At 69.1% G+C, this 14,985-nt stretch carries 14 protein-coding genes; 7 read left to right on the top strand and 7 right to left on the bottom strand.

Annotated features, from left to right (window positions below):
- Positions 1-10 precede the first annotated feature (10 nt).
- Positions 11-1,015 carry a Bug family tripartite tricarboxylate transporter substrate binding protein gene (locus tag IB269_RS04790; RefSeq protein ID WP_192366511.1) on the top strand — a complete coding sequence of 335 codons (1,005 nt, stop codon included), beginning with the start codon at positions 11-13 and terminating at the stop codon, positions 1,013-1,015.
- Between the two features lie 57 nt (positions 1,016-1,072).
- Positions 1,073-2,056: a Bug family tripartite tricarboxylate transporter substrate binding protein gene (locus IB269_RS04785; protein WP_192366510.1), complete on the top strand. Its 984-nt coding sequence runs from the start codon at positions 1,073-1,075 to the stop codon at positions 2,054-2,056.
- A 31-nt stretch (positions 2,057-2,087) separates the two neighbouring features.
- Here IB269_RS04785 and IB269_RS04780 read toward each other — a convergent pair whose 3' ends face one another.
- The 3 genes from IB269_RS04780 to IB269_RS04770 all read right to left on the bottom strand — a co-directional run bounded on the left by IB269_RS04780 (position 2,088) and on the right by IB269_RS04770 (position 5,392).
- Positions 2,088-3,233, bottom strand: coding sequence for an AAA family ATPase (locus IB269_RS04780; RefSeq protein WP_192366509.1), 1,146 nt, complete (start codon positions 3,231-3,233; stop codon positions 2,088-2,090).
- Positions 3,234-3,268: 35 nt separating this feature from the next.
- Entirely contained in the window at positions 3,269-4,123 is an 855-nt protein-coding gene (locus tag IB269_RS04775; protein ID WP_012206358.1) for an RNA ligase family protein, read from the bottom strand.
- Between the two features lie 411 nt (positions 4,124-4,534).
- A complete protein-coding gene (locus IB269_RS04770; protein WP_192366508.1) occupies positions 4,535-5,392 on the bottom strand; it encodes a LysR family transcriptional regulator in 858 nt (285 codons plus the stop codon).
- Between the two features lie 110 nt (positions 5,393-5,502).
- Between IB269_RS04770 and IB269_RS04765 the strand changes: the two genes are divergently transcribed.
- Positions 5,503-5,886, top strand: coding sequence for a tautomerase family protein (locus IB269_RS04765; protein WP_034395446.1), 384 nt, complete (start codon positions 5,503-5,505; stop codon positions 5,884-5,886).
- Positions 5,887-5,922: 36 nt separating this feature from the next.
- On the opposite strand, the gene IB269_RS04760 is transcribed toward IB269_RS04765, so the two are convergent.
- Positions 5,923-6,807: a LysR family transcriptional regulator gene (locus tag IB269_RS04760; protein WP_043822811.1), complete on the bottom strand. Its 885-nt coding sequence runs from the start codon at positions 6,805-6,807 to the stop codon at positions 5,923-5,925.
- A 132-nt stretch (positions 6,808-6,939) separates the two neighbouring features.
- On the opposite strand from IB269_RS04760, the gene IB269_RS04755 reads away from it, so the two are divergent.
- Positions 6,940-7,929 carry a Bug family tripartite tricarboxylate transporter substrate binding protein gene (locus IB269_RS04755; RefSeq protein ID WP_013801719.1) on the top strand — a complete coding sequence of 330 codons (990 nt, stop codon included), beginning with the start codon at positions 6,940-6,942 and terminating at the stop codon, positions 7,927-7,929.
- A 13-nt stretch (positions 7,930-7,942) separates the two neighbouring features.
- Entirely contained in the window at positions 7,943-9,574 is a 1,632-nt protein-coding gene (locus tag IB269_RS04750) for a gamma-glutamyltransferase family protein (RefSeq protein ID WP_043822809.1), read from the top strand.
- 25 nt (positions 9,575-9,599) lie between these two features.
- On the opposite strand, the gene IB269_RS04745 is transcribed toward IB269_RS04750, so the two are convergent.
- Complete coding sequence (locus IB269_RS04745) at positions 9,600-10,595, bottom strand: tripartite tricarboxylate transporter substrate binding protein (RefSeq protein WP_013801717.1); 996 nt, start codon at positions 10,593-10,595, stop codon at positions 9,600-9,602.
- A gap of 26 nt (positions 10,596-10,621) precedes the next feature.
- The gene (locus IB269_RS04740) at positions 10,622-11,506 is read right to left on the bottom strand and encodes an amidohydrolase family protein (RefSeq protein ID WP_225613954.1); all 885 of its coding nucleotides are present in this window, start codon (positions 11,504-11,506) and stop codon (positions 10,622-10,624) included.
- Positions 11,507-11,582: 76 nt separating this feature from the next.
- On the opposite strand from IB269_RS04740, the gene IB269_RS04735 reads away from it, so the two are divergent.
- Positions 11,583-12,581 carry a LysR family transcriptional regulator gene (locus IB269_RS04735; protein WP_012206366.1) on the top strand — a complete coding sequence of 333 codons (999 nt, stop codon included), beginning with the start codon at positions 11,583-11,585 and terminating at the stop codon, positions 12,579-12,581.
- A gap of 51 nt (positions 12,582-12,632) precedes the next feature.
- A complete protein-coding gene (locus IB269_RS04730; protein WP_192366506.1) occupies positions 12,633-13,838 on the top strand; it encodes an MFS transporter in 1,206 nt (401 codons plus the stop codon).
- 12 nt (positions 13,839-13,850) lie between these two features.
- Here IB269_RS04730 and IB269_RS04725 read toward each other — a convergent pair whose 3' ends face one another.
- Positions 13,851-14,984, bottom strand: coding sequence for an ABC transporter permease (locus tag IB269_RS04725; protein ID WP_192366505.1), 1,134 nt, complete (start codon positions 14,982-14,984; stop codon positions 13,851-13,853).
- Position 14,985 lies beyond the last annotated feature (1 nt).

The raw sequence follows: 14,985 nt of genomic DNA, 5'->3' as shown, positions 1-14,985 counted from the left end.
GAGTTTTGACATGTCCGCTCCCTCCCGCCGCAGCTTGCTGCGCAGCCTGGGCACCGCGCTGCTCGCCGGCCTCATCAGCCTCATCGGCAGCCTGCCCGCTGCGGCCCAGGACGCGCCGCAGCGCAGCATCACTCTCGTGGTTCCCTTCACGGCAGGTGGCGGTGTCGACGCCATGGCCCGGCTGCTGGCCGAGCGGCTGCGCGTGACGCTCAAGCAGCCGGTGGTGGTGGACAACAGGCCCGGCGCCAGCGGCATGCTGGGCGCAGGGGCCGTGGCACGCGCGGCGGGCGACGGCCACACGCTGCTGCTGGGCTCGGCCGGCGAAACCGCCATCGCCCCGCTGGTGCACCAGGGCCGCATGCCCTACCAGCCGTCCCGCGACCTGGCGCCCCTGACCCTGGTCACGCGCGTGCCCAACGTGCTGGTGGCCTCGCCCGGCCTGCCGGCCGGCAACATCGATGAACTGGTGCGCCTGGCCAAGGCCAGCCCCGGCAAGCTCGGCTACGCCACCAGCGGCGTGGGCAATCCCCAGCACCTCAATGGCGAGCTGCTGCAGTCGCTGGCCGGCATTCGGCTGAACCACGTGCCCTACCGGGGCGCGGCCAACCAGCTGGTGGACGTGTCCTCGGGCGTGGTCGAACTGGCCTTCGTCAGCTACGCGGGGGCCGCGCCCTTCATCAAGAGCGGCCGTGTCAAGGCGCTGGCGGTGACTTCAGCGCAGCGCGCCAGCTTCGCCCCCGGCATTGCCGCCATTGCCGAGTCCACGGGCCTGGCCTCCTACGACCTGGACAACTGGTTCGGCCTCTTCGCGCCCGCCTCCACGCCGCCGGCCGTCCAGGCGCGGTTGCATGCGGCGGTGGTCAATGCGCTCAAGGATCCCGCGCTGGCGCAGCGCCTGCGCGAACTGGGCGGCGAGCCCGCCCCCATGTCCCAGCAGCAGTTCAGGGATTTCATCGCCGCCGAGACCGCCAGGTACGCCGCCATCGTGACTTCGGCCCGCATCGTGGCCGAGTGAGGGCGCGCGCCCTTTCCCGGCATTTGCCTTTCCCTTCAGAAAACCACAGGAGACGACATGCAGCTTCATCCCGCGCTGGCCGCCACGGCCGCCGCCATCCTGGTCCTGGCTTCGGCCACGGCCCGATCCCAGACCGCCCCCGACGGCTACCCGGTCCGCGCCGTCACCATCGTCGTGCCCTTCGCGGCCGGCGGAAACACCGACGTCAAGACCCGGCTCGTGGCCAGGCAGCTGGCGCAGATACTGGGCCAGCCCGTGATCGTGGACAACAAGCCCGGCGCCAGCGGCAACATCGGAATGGAGTTCGTGGGCCGCGCCGCAGCCGACGGCTACACCATCGCCATGGGCAGCTTCGGGCCGCTGGCCGTCAATCCCTGGATCTATCCCAAGCTCAACTTCGATCCCAAGACCTTTGTCCCCATCATCCTGCTGGAGAAAAGCCCGCTGGTGCTGGTCACGCCCGCCGACAAGCCCTATCGCAGCGTGGCCGATGTGGTGACGGCCGCCAAGGACAGGCCGGGGCAGCTGAACATCGCCAATGCAGGGCCGGGTGGCGCGCACCATCTCTCGGCCGAGCTTTTCGAGGCGGCGGCAGGCCTGGACATGGTTGGCGTGCCCTTCAAGGGCGGTGGTCCCGCCGCCACCGCCCTGCTGTCGGGACAGGTGGACCTGATGTTCGAGCAGACCGGTGCGGCCGCGCCCTCCATACAGGCGCGCAAGATCCGCGCGCTGGGTGTGACCTCGGCACAGCGCCTGGCCATGCTCCCTGACGTGCCCACCTTCGCCGAGTCCGGCTTCCCCCAGGTCACCGTCTCCAACTGGATGGGCTATGTGGCGCCCAAAGGCACGCCGCCCGAGATCGTGGCCCGGCTCCACAAGGCGTTCGCCAAGGCCATGGACCATCCGGAAGTCCGGGAACGCATCGTCTCCCAGGGCAACGAGTTCGGCGGCGGCAGCAGCCAGGAGTTCGCCGCCTTCATCGACAGCGAAGCCGCCAAGTGGGGCCGGCTGGTGAAGGAGCGCGGAATCCGAAGGGACTGAGCGAAAGGCGGGACCTCCCCCCACCCCCGACCTACCCCTCATTGACCAGCAACGACAGCGCATGCGCCTCGGTAGGCAAAGGCACATCCCAGCGCTGCAGCAGGCTGAGCAGGGCCGCGTTGGTCAGCGTGGTGTCGCGCGCGCGGTTGCGGGCCAGCAGGGTGGGGCGGCTGGCTTCCAGGTGCACGAGCTCCACGCGAGCGCCGTAGGCCAGGCACAGGTCCACGGTCTTGCCGCGCATCTGGCGCGACAGGTGGGTGGCATTCCAGACAAAGGGCTGGCCCGCGCGCAGCAGGGCCTTGGCCTTGTCCACGGCATGGTGGGCGGCCGCGCCCTCGTTCTGGCCGTGGCGCAGGCCCAGCTCCGTACGCGCATCGTCGAAGGAGACCACGGGCAGGTCGCCATGGTGGGCGGCCACCCAGGTGTTCTTGCCGCTGGCCGGCAGGCCGCACATGACGATGGCGCGCGAGCCGGTTTGCTCGTGCAGCGCATAGTCGGGATGCAGCTGCGCGCCGCGGAAGTAGCGCACCGCCGTCTCGGCCGAGGCAAAGCGGCGTGGCGTGCGCAGGCAGCCCTCCTCCAGCGCGAACTCGCGCACCAGTTCGATGTTGACCAGCACGGACGCAATGTCCGGGCAGATGCGACCGCGCATGTCGGCCCGCGCCAGCAGGGTGAGCAGGTGCAGGTCCACCTGCCAGGACAGCTCGCGCACGATGAACTCGGGCGAGTGGCCGCGCCGCGAATCGGCAAAGGCGAAGAACGGCACCTGGTGCACGGCGATCAGCCGGCAGATGGCTTCGCGCTGGTCCACGGGCGCGCCGGCTTCCCAGAGCATGAGCCGCGCATCCAGCGCACCCCGGCGCGAATGGCCGGGCTGGCCGATGCGGCCGTCCTCGCCCACCACGGTGGTCGAGCACTTGGCCACGTCGTGCAGCAGAGCGGCCAGGAAGACCGTCTCGCGCTCGGTGGCGGTGAGCGCCGCATGGCCGGGGTCGGCCAGCAGTTCGCGCACCACCATCTGCGTGTGTGTCCAGACATCGCCTTCGGCGTGATAGACGGGGTCCTGCGGCGTGGTTTTGGCCTGCTCCAGCTGGGGGAAGGCGGCCAGGCAGGCCGCGAAGTCGGGGTCGGCGCCGGGCTGCGGCACCAGGGACTGGATCTGTTTCCAGTTCGTCATGGAAATCTCCTTGCGATGGGTCTGCGCTGCAGGCCTCACCAGCTTTTTGAAATATCGGCCGCAAAGATGTCTGCGCCTTCGCGCAGCCCGTTGGGGACGATGGGCCGCTCGCTGTGGTGCGAGCCCGAGTCGAGGATGACCTGCACGAAGTCCGGCCGCACGAACTTGTAGCGCGCCACGGTCTGGCCGTCCTCCTCCACCTTGAGGTAGAGGCCCTCGGCCAGCTCGGAGCCGTCGGTCTGCCGCCAGCACAGCGGCAGGTCCAGCTTCTGGCGGGCCACCACCTGCTCGAAGGCCTGGCGCCAGCGCGCGCTGCGGCCCAGCGAGGGGGCCAGCAGCGCCAGCAGGTCCTGCATGCGCCGGGGCGCCGCCCCGCTGTAGAGCACAGGCACCGAGACCACGGGCACGCCGGCCAGCAGGGCATGGCGGCGCGGTGTGTCCAGGAAGCACTGCGCCGAGCGGTCCCAGATGTCGAACTCGCAGAACCAGTGCGGCAGAGCGTCGTAGAACAGCGAGTGCTTGGCGTACATCCACTCGCCGAACACCTGGTAGCGGTCGTCCAGCAGGGACAGCAGCGCGCCCTCATGGGCCTGGGCCCATTGCTTGAAGAGGTTGAACTGGCGCTCGCGCCCGCCGGGCCGCTCGCTGTCCAGGTAGTGGCCGCGCGACTGCAGCAGCAACTGGCCGTCGCCGGCAAAGCTCAGCGCGGCGTTGGCGCCGTCGAGTTTTTCCTCGACGACGATGTGCCGGCCGGCCAGCCGCTCATAGGGCACGGCGTCGTCCTGGTCACCGGACTGCAGGCGCGAGCCGCGCAGGTGCGGCGTGCGGGGGTATTTGAGGATCTCGACGCTCGAAAGAAAATGAGCGCCTTGGGCAATGGATGGGGTCATGTCGTGCTTTCCGAAAACGATGCAGCACCCCACGGCGACATGCCGTGGAGCGGGAAAAGCCGACGACGACGCCAGGCGCCGCAATGCAGGGGATGCAGCGACAGCGCGGCCTGGCCCGTGGTGGCCGGGCCGGCAGGCTGTCGAAGGGGAAGATGGCAGGACTGTCGGGGCCGTCCGCAAACCGGACGGTCAGCCGCAAGCCCTCAAAAGGCCACGCACCGCAGCGCACACGCAAAAGACATCCGTGGCAAGGCCAGGATCAGCGTGTGACGAAGTCGTTCAGCAGGAAGCTGTGCGGCGGGGCATGGTGCACCTCGAAAGGGTGAGGGTGGATGGGAGGGGTGCGAGTCTATCGCCCGTTGCCCCGCAGGCACAAGCGGCTGCGCGCCATGCCGGGCCGATTGTTGGCTGCTAGCCACGCACGGCGGACTTGAAGGCGGCGCCCAGCGCATCCAGCGCCGCGCGCGGCCGGCCTTCGCGCACGCGGGTATGCAGCAGCACGGGCAGGCGCGGCAGCGTGGGCAGGCCCAGGCGCGGGCCCACGTCCACGGCGCCCAGGGCCAGCATGCGCGGCGCCAGCGCGGCCACGCCCAGCCCCGCCATGACGGCGGCCGAGACAGCGGCCACGCCGCCGCCCACGAACACCTCGGTCCACGGCATGCGCGCCGTATCCAGCAGCTGCCCGGCCATGGCGCGCACGCCGCAGGGCTCGGCCAGCGTGGCCAGCGGCAGGGGCTCGCCCGCGCGGTGCTGCCAGCCGGGCGCGGCAAACCAGCCGAAGGGCTCCTCGGCCAGCAGCTCGCCGTCGTCACGCCCGGCATGCGTGCGAACGATCACCGTGTCGTACTCGCGCCGGTCAAACCCCTGCAGCAGCGGGCCGGACGATGCGATGCGGATGTCGATCAGCAGTTGCGGGTCCTGCGCATTCATGCGGGCAATCAGGGCCGGCAGCTCCGGACCGGCCACGTGGTCGCTGATGCCGATGGTCAGCCGCTGGCGCGTGCTGACGGCCAGCGCCAGTGCGCGCTCATGGGCCTGCAGCAGTTCGCGCGCATGGGGCAGGAAGTCGGCGCCCAGCGCCGACAGCTGCACATGGCGCGGCGTGCGCTCGACCAGCCGGCAGCCCAGCCGCTGCTCCAGCCGCTTGAGCTTGAGGCTGACGGCGGCCTGCGTGGTCTGCATGGCTTCGGCCGCGCGCGTGAAGCTGCCCAGCTCCGCGATGTGCACGAAGCCTTGCACGGCATCCAGGTCCAGAGGTCGTTGAATCATTTCAATCCATTATTACTGATATCAGCAATCATGGCTTTTCAAAATATCTGGGACGACCTACCTTCGAGGCTCCCACAACGCAAAGCAACGCAACTCAACGGAGCCACACCATGCCCATGACCCGGATCAACATGCGCGCCGGCAAGTCCCCCGCCTACCGCCAGGCCATCTGCGACAGCCTCTACCGCGCCATGCGCGAGACCTTCAACGTGCCGGAGGACGACCAGTTCATGACCATCACCGAGCATGACGGCGACAACTTCCGCTACGGCGCCTCCTACCTGGGCGTGGCGCGCAGCGACGATCTGGTGCTGGTGCAGCTCACGGTCAGCAACACCCGCAGCCTGGAGCAGAAGAAGGCGCTGTTCAGCCGCATCGCCGAGCTGCTGGTCGAAAGCCCCGGCCTGCGGCCCGAGGACGTGTTCGTCAACCTGGTCGAGGTGGACAAGGAGAACTGGTCCATGGGCCACGGGCTCGCGCAATACGCAACTTAAGACACGCAGATCGGCACAACACCCACAGCGCCGCGCTCAGGCCGGCACCGCCAGCGCCGCCACGAATTGCTGGCCCACAGCGGTGATGATCTCGGCGCGCGCCGCCGTGCGCAGCTGCACCAGGGCGATCTGCCGGCTCTCGGCGGTCTGGGCAATGGGCAGCACGCGCAGGCGCGGGTCGCCCTCCCAGCCATGCCGCGCCAGATTGGGCAACATGGCCACGCCCATGCCGTCGCGCACCAGCTCCACGATGGTCTCGATGGAGTTGAGCTCCAGGAACTCCTGGGGCTTGGCACGCAGGCGGCGCAGCGTGCGCTCCACCAGCTCGCCCGTGTGCTCGGTGCGGTCGAAGCGGATGAAGGGATAGCGCTCCACCATGTCGGCGGGCGCCGCGGGCCGGGCGGCGCGCGGCGCCAGCAGCACCATGGGCTCGGCATACAGCGGCGTCCAGACCAGCGAGGGGCGCTTGATGGCCGGGTTGTAGACCACCACGGCCGCGTCCAGCTCATGGTTCTCCACTTGGGCGATCAGCCGGTTGGACTTGCCCGAGACCACATGCAGGTCCACCGCCGGATGGTGGCGCTTGAGCTCCAGCGTGGCGCGCACCAGCTGGCTCAGCGCCGAGACGATGGAGCCGAACTGCACGGTGCCGGCCAGCGGTGCGTCGGCCCGCGTGCCGTGCTTGGCCTGCTCGTACAGCGCCACCAGCTGGGTGGCAATGGGCACCAGCGCCCGGCCCTGCTCGTTGAGCGTGACCAGCTTGCCCTGGCGCGCGAACAACTTGCGCTTGAGGTCGTTTTCCAGCGTGCGCATCTGCAGCCCCACGGCCACCTGGGTCAGCGCCACGCGCTGTCCGGCGGCGGTGAAGGAGCCCTCGGCCGCCACGGCCAGAAAAGTGCGAAGAATGCGCAGGCTTGGCATAAAAGTTTTGCTTTCAAGATTCGTAAGAAATTCCAGCTTTCACCAAACAGTTTCTATCATCAAAATCGCTGGCAACCGATAGCCGATCGTCCTGATCGCAACCTCCCACTTCCCGGATTTCTGGAGATCTCCATGCCTGCACCCGTGTCCCGCCGCCTGCTTGTCTGCTGCGCCGCCCTGTTGACCTGCGCCACGCCCGGCTGGGCCGCGCCCGCCGCCGATGCCTGGCCCTCGCAGCCGCTGAAGATCATGGTGGGCTTTGCCGCCGGCGGCGCCAACGACATCGTGGCCCGCATCCTGGCCAAGGAGCTGCAGCAGCGCCTGGGCCAGAGCGTGGTGGTGGAGAATCGCGGCGGCGCGGGCGGCCTGATCGCCAGCGAAGTGGTGGCCAAGGCGCCCAAGAACGGCTACACGCTGCTGCTGGGCTCCATCGGCAGCAACACCGTGGCGCCCGTGCTGGCCAAGAAGCTGTCGTTCGACCCGCGCAAGGACCTGGAGCCCATCACCCTGGTGGCCGAGTCCGGCAACGCGCTGCTGGTGAACGCCGCCCTGCCCTACAAGACGGTGCAGGAAATGATCGAGGCCGCGCGCAAGGCACCGGGCAGCATCAACTACGCATCGTCGGGCAACGGCTCCACCCTGCACCTGGCCGGCGCGCTGTTCGCGCAGCAGGCCGGCGTGAACCTGGTTCACGTGCCCTACCGAGGCAATGGCCCGGCCATCACCGATGTATCGGGCGGCCAGGTGCAGGCCATTTTCTCGGGCATTCCGCCCGCCATCACCTCGGCCAAGACCGGCCAGACCCGCATCCTGGCCGTGACCACGAAGCAGCGCGTCAAGAACCTGCCCAACGTGCCCACAGTCGCCGAGGCCGGCCTGCCCGGCTATGCCTTCACGTCCTGGTACGGCCTGTTCACCACGGGCGGCACGGACCCGGCCATCGTCGAGCGGCTGGCCCAGGAAGTGCGCAAGATCATGGAGCGCCCCGAAGTGCAGGCCCAGTTCGAGGCCCAGGGCCTGGACCCCGAGACCAGCGACCCCAAGTCCTTCAAGCAGCAGATCGACCGCGAGCTGACACGCTGGAGCCGTGACGTGAAGACCATGGGCATCACCGCCGACTGAGGCAGGTTCTTTCATGCACGCCTCTTCCTCTCCCTTCACTCCCGGCAACCCCTACGACTCCAGGCGGGTGCCCGTGTTCGCGCGCAATGCCGTGTCCACCTCCCACCCGCTGGCGGCGCAGGCCGGCCTGCGCATGCTGTGGGCAGGCGGCAACGCGGTGGACGCGGCCATTGCGGCGGCGGCGGCCATGACCATCGTCGAGCCGGTGAGCAACGGCCTGGGCTCGGACGCCTTCTGCATCCTCTGGGATGGCAAGGAGCTGCACGGGCTCAACGCCAGCGGCCGCGCGCCGCAGGGCTGGGCGCCCGAGTACTTCCACCAGCGCTATGGCCGCCAGGACAAGCCGCCGCGCCGGGGCGTGGACTCCATCACCGTGCCGGGCGCCGTCAGCGCCTGGGTGGCCCTGCACGAGCGCTTCGGCAAGCTGCCCTTTGACGCGCTGATGGAGCCGGCCGCCGAGATCGCCGAGCGCGGCTACCTGGTGCCGCCCGTGGTCCAGCAGAAATGGGCCGCAGGCGCGCCCGAGCTGCAGTCGCAGCCGGGGTTCAGGGAAAGCTTCCTGCCCCGAGGCCGCGCGCCGGAAGTGGGCGAGCTGTTCCGCTTTCCCGCCGCAGCGCGCGCCCTGCGCGCCATTGGCGCCACGCGCGGCAAGGCCTTTTATGAAGGCGAGATTGCCCGGGCCGTGACCTCGTTCGTGCAGCAGCACGGCGGCTGCCTGGGCATGGCCGACATGGCCGCGCACGAGGTGCAATGGGTGCAGCCGCTGGCCAAGGACTACCGCGGCCACACGCTGCACGAGATCCCGCCGGGCGGGCAAGGCATTGCCGCGCAGATCGCGCTGGGCATTCTGTCCAACTTCGACCTGGCCAGCCTGCCCGTGGATGGCGTGGCCTCCCAGCATCTGCAGATCGAGGCCATGAAGCTGGCCTTTGCCGACATCTACCGCTACGTGGCCGACGCGGACATGGAGGTGACGCCCGCACAGATGCTCGACGACGCCTACCTGGCCTCGCGCGCCAGGCTCATCGATCCGCGCCGTGCGCAGGACTTCAAGGCCGGCAACCCCGTGCGCGGCGGCACCATCTACCTGACTGCGGCCGACGAGAACGGCATGATGGTCAGCTTCATCCAGAGCAACTTCTCGGGCTTTGGCTCTGGCGTGGTGGAGCCGACCTTCGGCATCAGCCTGCAAAACCGCGGCCACGGCTTCGGCACCGACCCCCAGCACCCCAACCGCGCCAACCTGGTGGGCCCGGGCAAGCGCCCCTTCCACACCATCATTCCGGCCTTCCTGACCCGCGACGGCCAGCCCGTGATGAGCTTCGGCGTCATGGGCGGCAACATGCAGCCCCAGGGCCACATGCAGACTGTGGTGCGCATGCTGGACTACCGCCAGTCGCCCCAGGCGGCCTGCGATGCGCCGCGCTGGCGCGTCAACGAAGGCCTGGCCATCAACGTGGAAGGCGGCATGGAGCCGGCCACCATCGCCGGCCTGCAGGCGCTGGGCCACCAGGTGGAGGTCATCCACGACCCCTACCAGGACTTCGGCGCCGGCCAGTTCATCTGGCGCATGGGCGATCCCGCCGTGGAGGGCTACCAGATCGCCAGCGACCCGCGCCGCGACGGGCTGGCGGCCGGGTACTAGAGGAAAGGGAAAGTGCGCGCGGCGGCTACTCCGCGCGCAGACGCCCCTGCCGGGTCAGCCGCGCCGCCAGCGCGGCCTCTTCGCTGACCAGGCGCTGCAGCACGGCCGCGCTGGCCGGGAAGGGCTCGCTGCCCAGCTCGCGGATCAGGCGGCTGAACTCCGGGTCGGCCACAGACTGGGAGATCCAGCCATACAGGCTGTCCACGCTGGCCGTGGGCGCACCCTTGGGCGCGAACACGCCCACGAAGGTGGTGGCATCGAACACCGGCAGGCCCAGCTGGGCCAGGTCGGGCACATCGGCCAGCCCGCCCCCGGCGCGCGGCCCCAGCACGAACAGCGCGCGCAGGGCGCCGCTCTTGATATGCGGCGTGGAGCTGGTGATCTGGTCCACCACGGCATCGATCTGCCCGCCGATCAGATCGACCAGGGCCGGCCCCGATCCCTTGTAGGGCACGGGATTGACGCGCACCTTCACGGCATCTTCCAGCTGCAGCACGGCCAGGTGATTGGGCGAGCCCGGGCCGGCATGGCCCACGGTCACGCTGCCATCTTTGGCCTTCATCGCCTTGATGAAATCGGCAGCGGTCTTGAAGCGCGCGTCGTTGGCGCGCACCACCACGACCACGGGCGTGCGGCTGACCACGGCAATGGGCGCAAAGCTGTCGGCGCGGTAGGGCAGCTTGATCATCTCGGGCAAGGTGCCCAACTGGCCCGGCGTGGCCACCAGCAGCGTATGCCCGTCCGGCTCGGCGCGCGCCACCCAGCCCGAACCCACGGCACCACCGCCGCCCGCACGGTTGTCCACGATCACGGACTGCCCCGCATGCCGGGCCAGCGGAATGCCCAGCGTGCGGGCCACGATGTCCACGTTGCCGCCCGGCGCAAAGGGCACGACCAGCGTGAGCGGCTTGGCCGGAAATGCGCGCGCCTGCACTGCCGATGCAGCCGATGCCGCAGCCAGCGCCGCGAAAGATACCGCCGTGCGGATAAAGCCTCTGCGGCCCGATGTGATTCGATTCATTTTCTCTGTCTCCTGCTATTTGAAAATCAATGACCCCAATACAGGCGCGCGGGGTTATCGACCAATACCGTGTGCCTGTATTCCTCTGGAACCCAATCCACCAATGCCTGCGCCAATTCGCCAGCGGAATTCGAACGGGCCTTTATTCCGGGATGCGGCCAGTCCGACCCCCATACGATCCGGTGCGGATTGGCCTGCACCAGGGCATGTGCAATGGGAACCACGGCCGGGTCAACGGCCGATGCCGTTGCCGATATCCGGTAGGCGCCCGAGAACTTCACCCAGGCCCGCCCTTCCTTCATCAGCGCCTGCAGGTTGCGGCTGCCCGGCCCGCCGGCGCCCAGCTGGCGTGACGGGTGGCCGAAGTGATCCACCACCACGGCCACGCCCATGTCGGCCACGCGCTGCGCCAGGCCAGGGTCTTCATCCACGTTCACCAGCAATTGCACATGCCAGCCCAGGCCCCGGATGCGGTCGGCCACGGCCCGCAGGCTGGAGACGGAGACCCCGCCCGAAAACAGCGCATTGCACCGTGCGCCCCGCACGCCCAGGGCGTGCAGCGCTTCGATCTCCTCCTGCGGCGTGTCCTCGTAGATCACGGCCACGCCCCGCATGCGGCCCGATTCGGCATGGCGCAGCGTCTGCTTGAGAAGGCCGTGATCGCGGCCATACACGCTGGGCTGGACCAGAACGCAGCGGTCCACACCCAATGGGCGAAAGGCTTTCCAATAATCGTCCATGGACGCGACGGCCGGTGTATAGGCGCGCTCCGCAATCAACGGAAAATCTTCGGAACGACCAAATACATGGAAATGGGTATCGCAGGAATTTTCTGGAAACAGATATTGTTCCGCTGGATTTTCTACTGCGTCGGAATCACCGGCACAGCGGTTGAAACTGGGTGAATTCATGGGCATTCATTTCAAAGCTGGTGCATTGTCGTGACGCACGTAAAATTCAGTCAAGCTCATCTTTGTCATCATCAAAATGAACAGCATTCAACATGCAGACGGTGCGCCCCGGGCTCCGGTCAACCTGCGCAGCATCGACCTCAACCTGCTGGTGATCTTCGAGGCCCTGGTGGAAGAACGCAGCGTGGGCAAGGCCGCCGCGCGGCTGGGCATCACCTCCTCGGCCGTCAGCCATGCGCTGCGCCGGCTGCGCACCCAGTTCAACGACCCGCTGCTGCTGCGCACGGCCGAAGGCATGTCGCCCACGCCCGAGGCCGTGCGCCTGGCGCGCAGCTTCCGCAAGGCCTTCAGCGAGATCGAAAGCGCCATCGAGGTCAGCAAGGGCTTCGATCCGGCCACGGCGCGGCGCAATTTCCACCTGCGCCTGTCCGACTACGTGGGCGTGCTGCTGCTCCCGCAGCTGTGCATCCATCTGCGTGCGGTGGCGCCGGGCATCAGCCTGTCGGTGCAGTCCTTCGACGGCCGCCAGCCCTCGGACCGCGTCGAGTACGAAGGCGTGGAGATACGGCTGTCCGTCTCGCGCGGTCGCTCGGTGCTGTCGGCCTCCCGGCGCCTGCTGGACGACCAGTGGATGGTGCTGATGCGCAAGGACCATCCGGCCGCCGCCTCCCCGCTCACGCTGGAGAAATACCTGGAGCAGGGCCACCTGAAGGTCACGGGCGTGGGCAGCAGCATCGTGGACGAACTCCTGGCCGAGCGCGGGCTGGCGCGCCGCGTGATGTTCCAGGTGCCCACCTGGCTGGGCATGGTGCCCGTCATCGAATCCACCGACCTGGTGGCCGCCATGCCCGCGCACTGGATGCACAGCGTGCTGTCCGGCTCCAACTGCGTGGCGCGCCCCATGCCCCTGCCCGAGCTGGCCCTGTCCATCGACGCCGTCTGGCATCCGCGCAACGACCATGACGCGGGGCACAAATGGTTCAGGGAGCTGATCCACCAGATCTTCCAGGAGGCGTACAGCAAATCCCTGCTCCAGCAGCGCCTGGACAGGGCTGGCACACGGAACAACGCTTAACCCAGCCCTCATGCTTTTCGGTGAAGATGCGGTCTTTCCGCCGCACAAGCCATGACACCAGAACAACACACTCCAGCGCTGCAGCGCCGCAACCTCGGCCTGCTCGTGGCCGCGCAATCGCTGGGGGGCGCGTCGCCGCCCATCATCATTTCGCTGGGCGGCCTGGTCGGCCAGCAGCTGTCCACCAATCCCACGGCCACCACGCTGCCGGTCAGCATCTACCAGCTGGGCCTGGCGCTGTCCACGCTGCCCGCGGCCTGGCTGATGCAGCGCATGGGGCGGCGCACGGCCTATGTGCTGGGCGCCATCCTGGGCGTGGTCTCGGGCGTGATCGCGGCCCAGGGCATTGCGCAATCGGACTTCGTGACCTTCTGCATCGGCACGGCGCTGGCGGGCTTTTACGCGGCCTGCGTGCAGAGCTACCGCTTTGCCGCCACCGACGCCATGACCGACCCCGCCGAGCAGGCGCGCGCCATCTCGCGCGTGATGATCGGCGGGCTGATCGGGGCCATCATCGGCCCGCAGGTGGTGATCTGGACGCGCGACGCCCTGCCCATGACGCCGTTCGCCGGCAGCTTCTACAGCCAGGCCGTGCTCGCCCTGCTGGCCCTGCCGCTGCTGCTGGGCCTGAAGCTGCCGCCGCCCCAGGCCCGCGCCGTGGCGGGCGAGGCCCGGCCGCTGGCCGAGATTGCGCGCACGCCCCAGTTCATCGTCGCGGCCTCGGCCGGCGTGGTCAGCTACGGTCTCATGGCCTTTCTGATGACGGCCGCGCCCATGGCCATGGTGGGCTGCGGCCACACGGTGGGCGAGGCGGCGCTGGGCATCCAGTGGCATGTGCTGGCCATGTTCGCGCCCAGCTTCTTCACGGGCCGGCTGATCGCGCGCTTTGGAAAGCGCCGCATCACGGCGCTGGGGCTGGTGATGATCGCCGCCTCGGCCCTGATGGCGTTGATGGGGCTGGAGCTGCTGCACTTCTGGGGCTCCCTGGTGCTGCTGGGCGTGGGCTGGAACTTCGGCTTCATCGGCGCCACGGCCCTGGTGACCGAGTGCTACCGCCCTGCCGAGCGCGCCAAGGTGCAGGCCCTCAATGACTTCCTGGTCTTCGGCACCGTGGCCGTGGCCTCGTTCGGCTCGGGCCAGCTGCTGCACACGGCCGGCTGGGACGGCATCAACACCTGGCTGCTGCCCATCGTGGGCGTGGTGCTGCTGATGCTGGCCGTGCAGGGACGGGGTCGCGGCGCGGGCGCGCCGGCCTGAAGCCCCGAGCGGTCAATCGCCAGGGTCCGCACGGCGGCTGCCCAGCCAGAGCACGGCCACCCAGCCCAGCAGCGCCAGGGCCAGCAGTACGGACAGATGCCATAGCGCCGCCTCCAGCGGGGCGCCGGCCTGGTTCAGTCGCAGCGAGGCCTGGATGGCCGCCGTGCTGGGCGACAGCCAGCGTAGCGCCTGCAGCAGTTGCGGCAGGGCTTCGGCCGGCCAGCTGAAGCCGCCGACGAAGGCCAGCGGGATGGAGGTGAACAGCACCACCTGCATGGCGCGCTCGCGGTTGGCCAGCCACCAGCCCAGCAGCGCCGCCGCTCCCGCCACGGCCGGGACGAAGACGGCCAGCAGCACCAGCGCACCCCAGGGATTGCCGCCGCGCGGATAGTCGTGCCAGACGAAGATCCAGCCGAAGTAGTACAGGCCCGAGAGCCAGCCCAGCGTGCACAGCGCCAGCAGCCGCGCCAGCCAGGTGCGTGCCGGCGCCCTGTCCAATCCCTGCTCGCGCCAGGTTCCCACCAGCAGCGCGCCGCCCATGAGCAGCGTCTGCTGCAGGATGATGATGGCCACGGCGGCGACGACGAAGCTGCCGTAGCCTTCCGTCGGATTGAACAGGGCCTGCATCTGCAGGTTGACGGGCGAGCGGCTGGCCTGGGCCTGCAGTGCGCTCTGTCCGCCGGCCGTCAGCCGCCGCAGCTCCACGCCTGCCGAGACCGTGCCGAAGGCTTCGGCAAAGCCGTACTGCACCTGCTTGGCGGCCAGCGGGTAGGCACCGTTGGCATAGACGGGGACCACGGCCTCTTCGCTGCGCACCACGCGGCGCTTGAGGTCGCGCGGCAGCAGCGCGTAGCCCATGACGCGGCCATCCAGCAGGGCCTGCTGCGCCTGGGCCTCGTCGCCCGTGACCAGGGTCACCTCGATGCGCGGGCTGGCCTGGGCAAAGCGCAGCATCTGGCGTGCCAGGCCGCTGCCGTCGTGCTGCACCACGGCCACGGGCACGCGCTGCACGACCTCCTGCCCATAGAACCAGGGATAGAAGAAGCCGTAGAGCACGGGCGCGCCCACCAGCAGCATGAGCACGCCCACGTCGCCGAACACGGCACGCAGGGCGCTGATGAAGTCTTGCGCAAAGCCCCTGGCCATC

Source organism: Delftia sp. DLF01, assembly GCF_014852125.1.
GTDB lineage: Bacteria > Pseudomonadota > Gammaproteobacteria > Burkholderiales > Burkholderiaceae_C > Comamonas > Comamonas acidovorans.
This window is presented reverse-complemented; position numbering and strand designations above follow the sequence as displayed.

Coding starts and splice junctions, on each gene's coding strand:
- IB269_RS04790 (WP_192366511.1), top strand. CDS start 11: ATGTCCGCTCCCTCCCGCCGCAGCTTGCTGCGCAGCCTGGGCACCGCG.
- IB269_RS04785 (WP_192366510.1), top strand. CDS start 1,073: ATGCAGCTTCATCCCGCGCTGGCCGCCACGGCCGCCGCCATCCTGGTC.
- IB269_RS04780 (WP_192366509.1), bottom strand. CDS start 3,233: ATGACGAACTGGAAACAGATCCAGTCCCTGGTGCCGCAGCCCGGCGCC.
- IB269_RS04775 (WP_012206358.1), bottom strand. CDS start 4,123: ATGACCCCATCCATTGCCCAAGGCGCTCATTTTCTTTCGAGCGTCGAG.
- IB269_RS04770 (WP_192366508.1), bottom strand. CDS start 5,392: ATGATTCAACGACCTCTGGACCTGGATGCCGTGCAAGGCTTCGTGCAC.
- IB269_RS04765 (WP_034395446.1), top strand. CDS start 5,503: ATGCCCATGACCCGGATCAACATGCGCGCCGGCAAGTCCCCCGCCTAC.
- IB269_RS04760 (WP_043822811.1), bottom strand. CDS start 6,807: ATGCCAAGCCTGCGCATTCTTCGCACTTTTCTGGCCGTGGCGGCCGAG.
- IB269_RS04755 (WP_013801719.1), top strand. CDS start 6,940: ATGCCTGCACCCGTGTCCCGCCGCCTGCTTGTCTGCTGCGCCGCCCTG.
- IB269_RS04750 (WP_043822809.1), top strand. CDS start 7,943: ATGCACGCCTCTTCCTCTCCCTTCACTCCCGGCAACCCCTACGACTCC.
- IB269_RS04745 (WP_013801717.1), bottom strand. CDS start 10,595: ATGAATCGAATCACATCGGGCCGCAGAGGCTTTATCCGCACGGCGGTA.
- IB269_RS04740 (WP_225613954.1), bottom strand. CDS start 11,506: ATGAATTCACCCAGTTTCAACCGCTGTGCCGGTGATTCCGACGCAGTA.
- IB269_RS04735 (WP_012206366.1), top strand. CDS start 11,583: ATGAACAGCATTCAACATGCAGACGGTGCGCCCCGGGCTCCGGTCAAC.
- IB269_RS04730 (WP_192366506.1), top strand. CDS start 12,633: ATGACACCAGAACAACACACTCCAGCGCTGCAGCGCCGCAACCTCGGC.
- IB269_RS04725 (WP_192366505.1), bottom strand. CDS start 14,984: ATGGCCAGGGGCTTTGCGCAAGACTTCATCAGCGCCCTGCGTGCCGTG.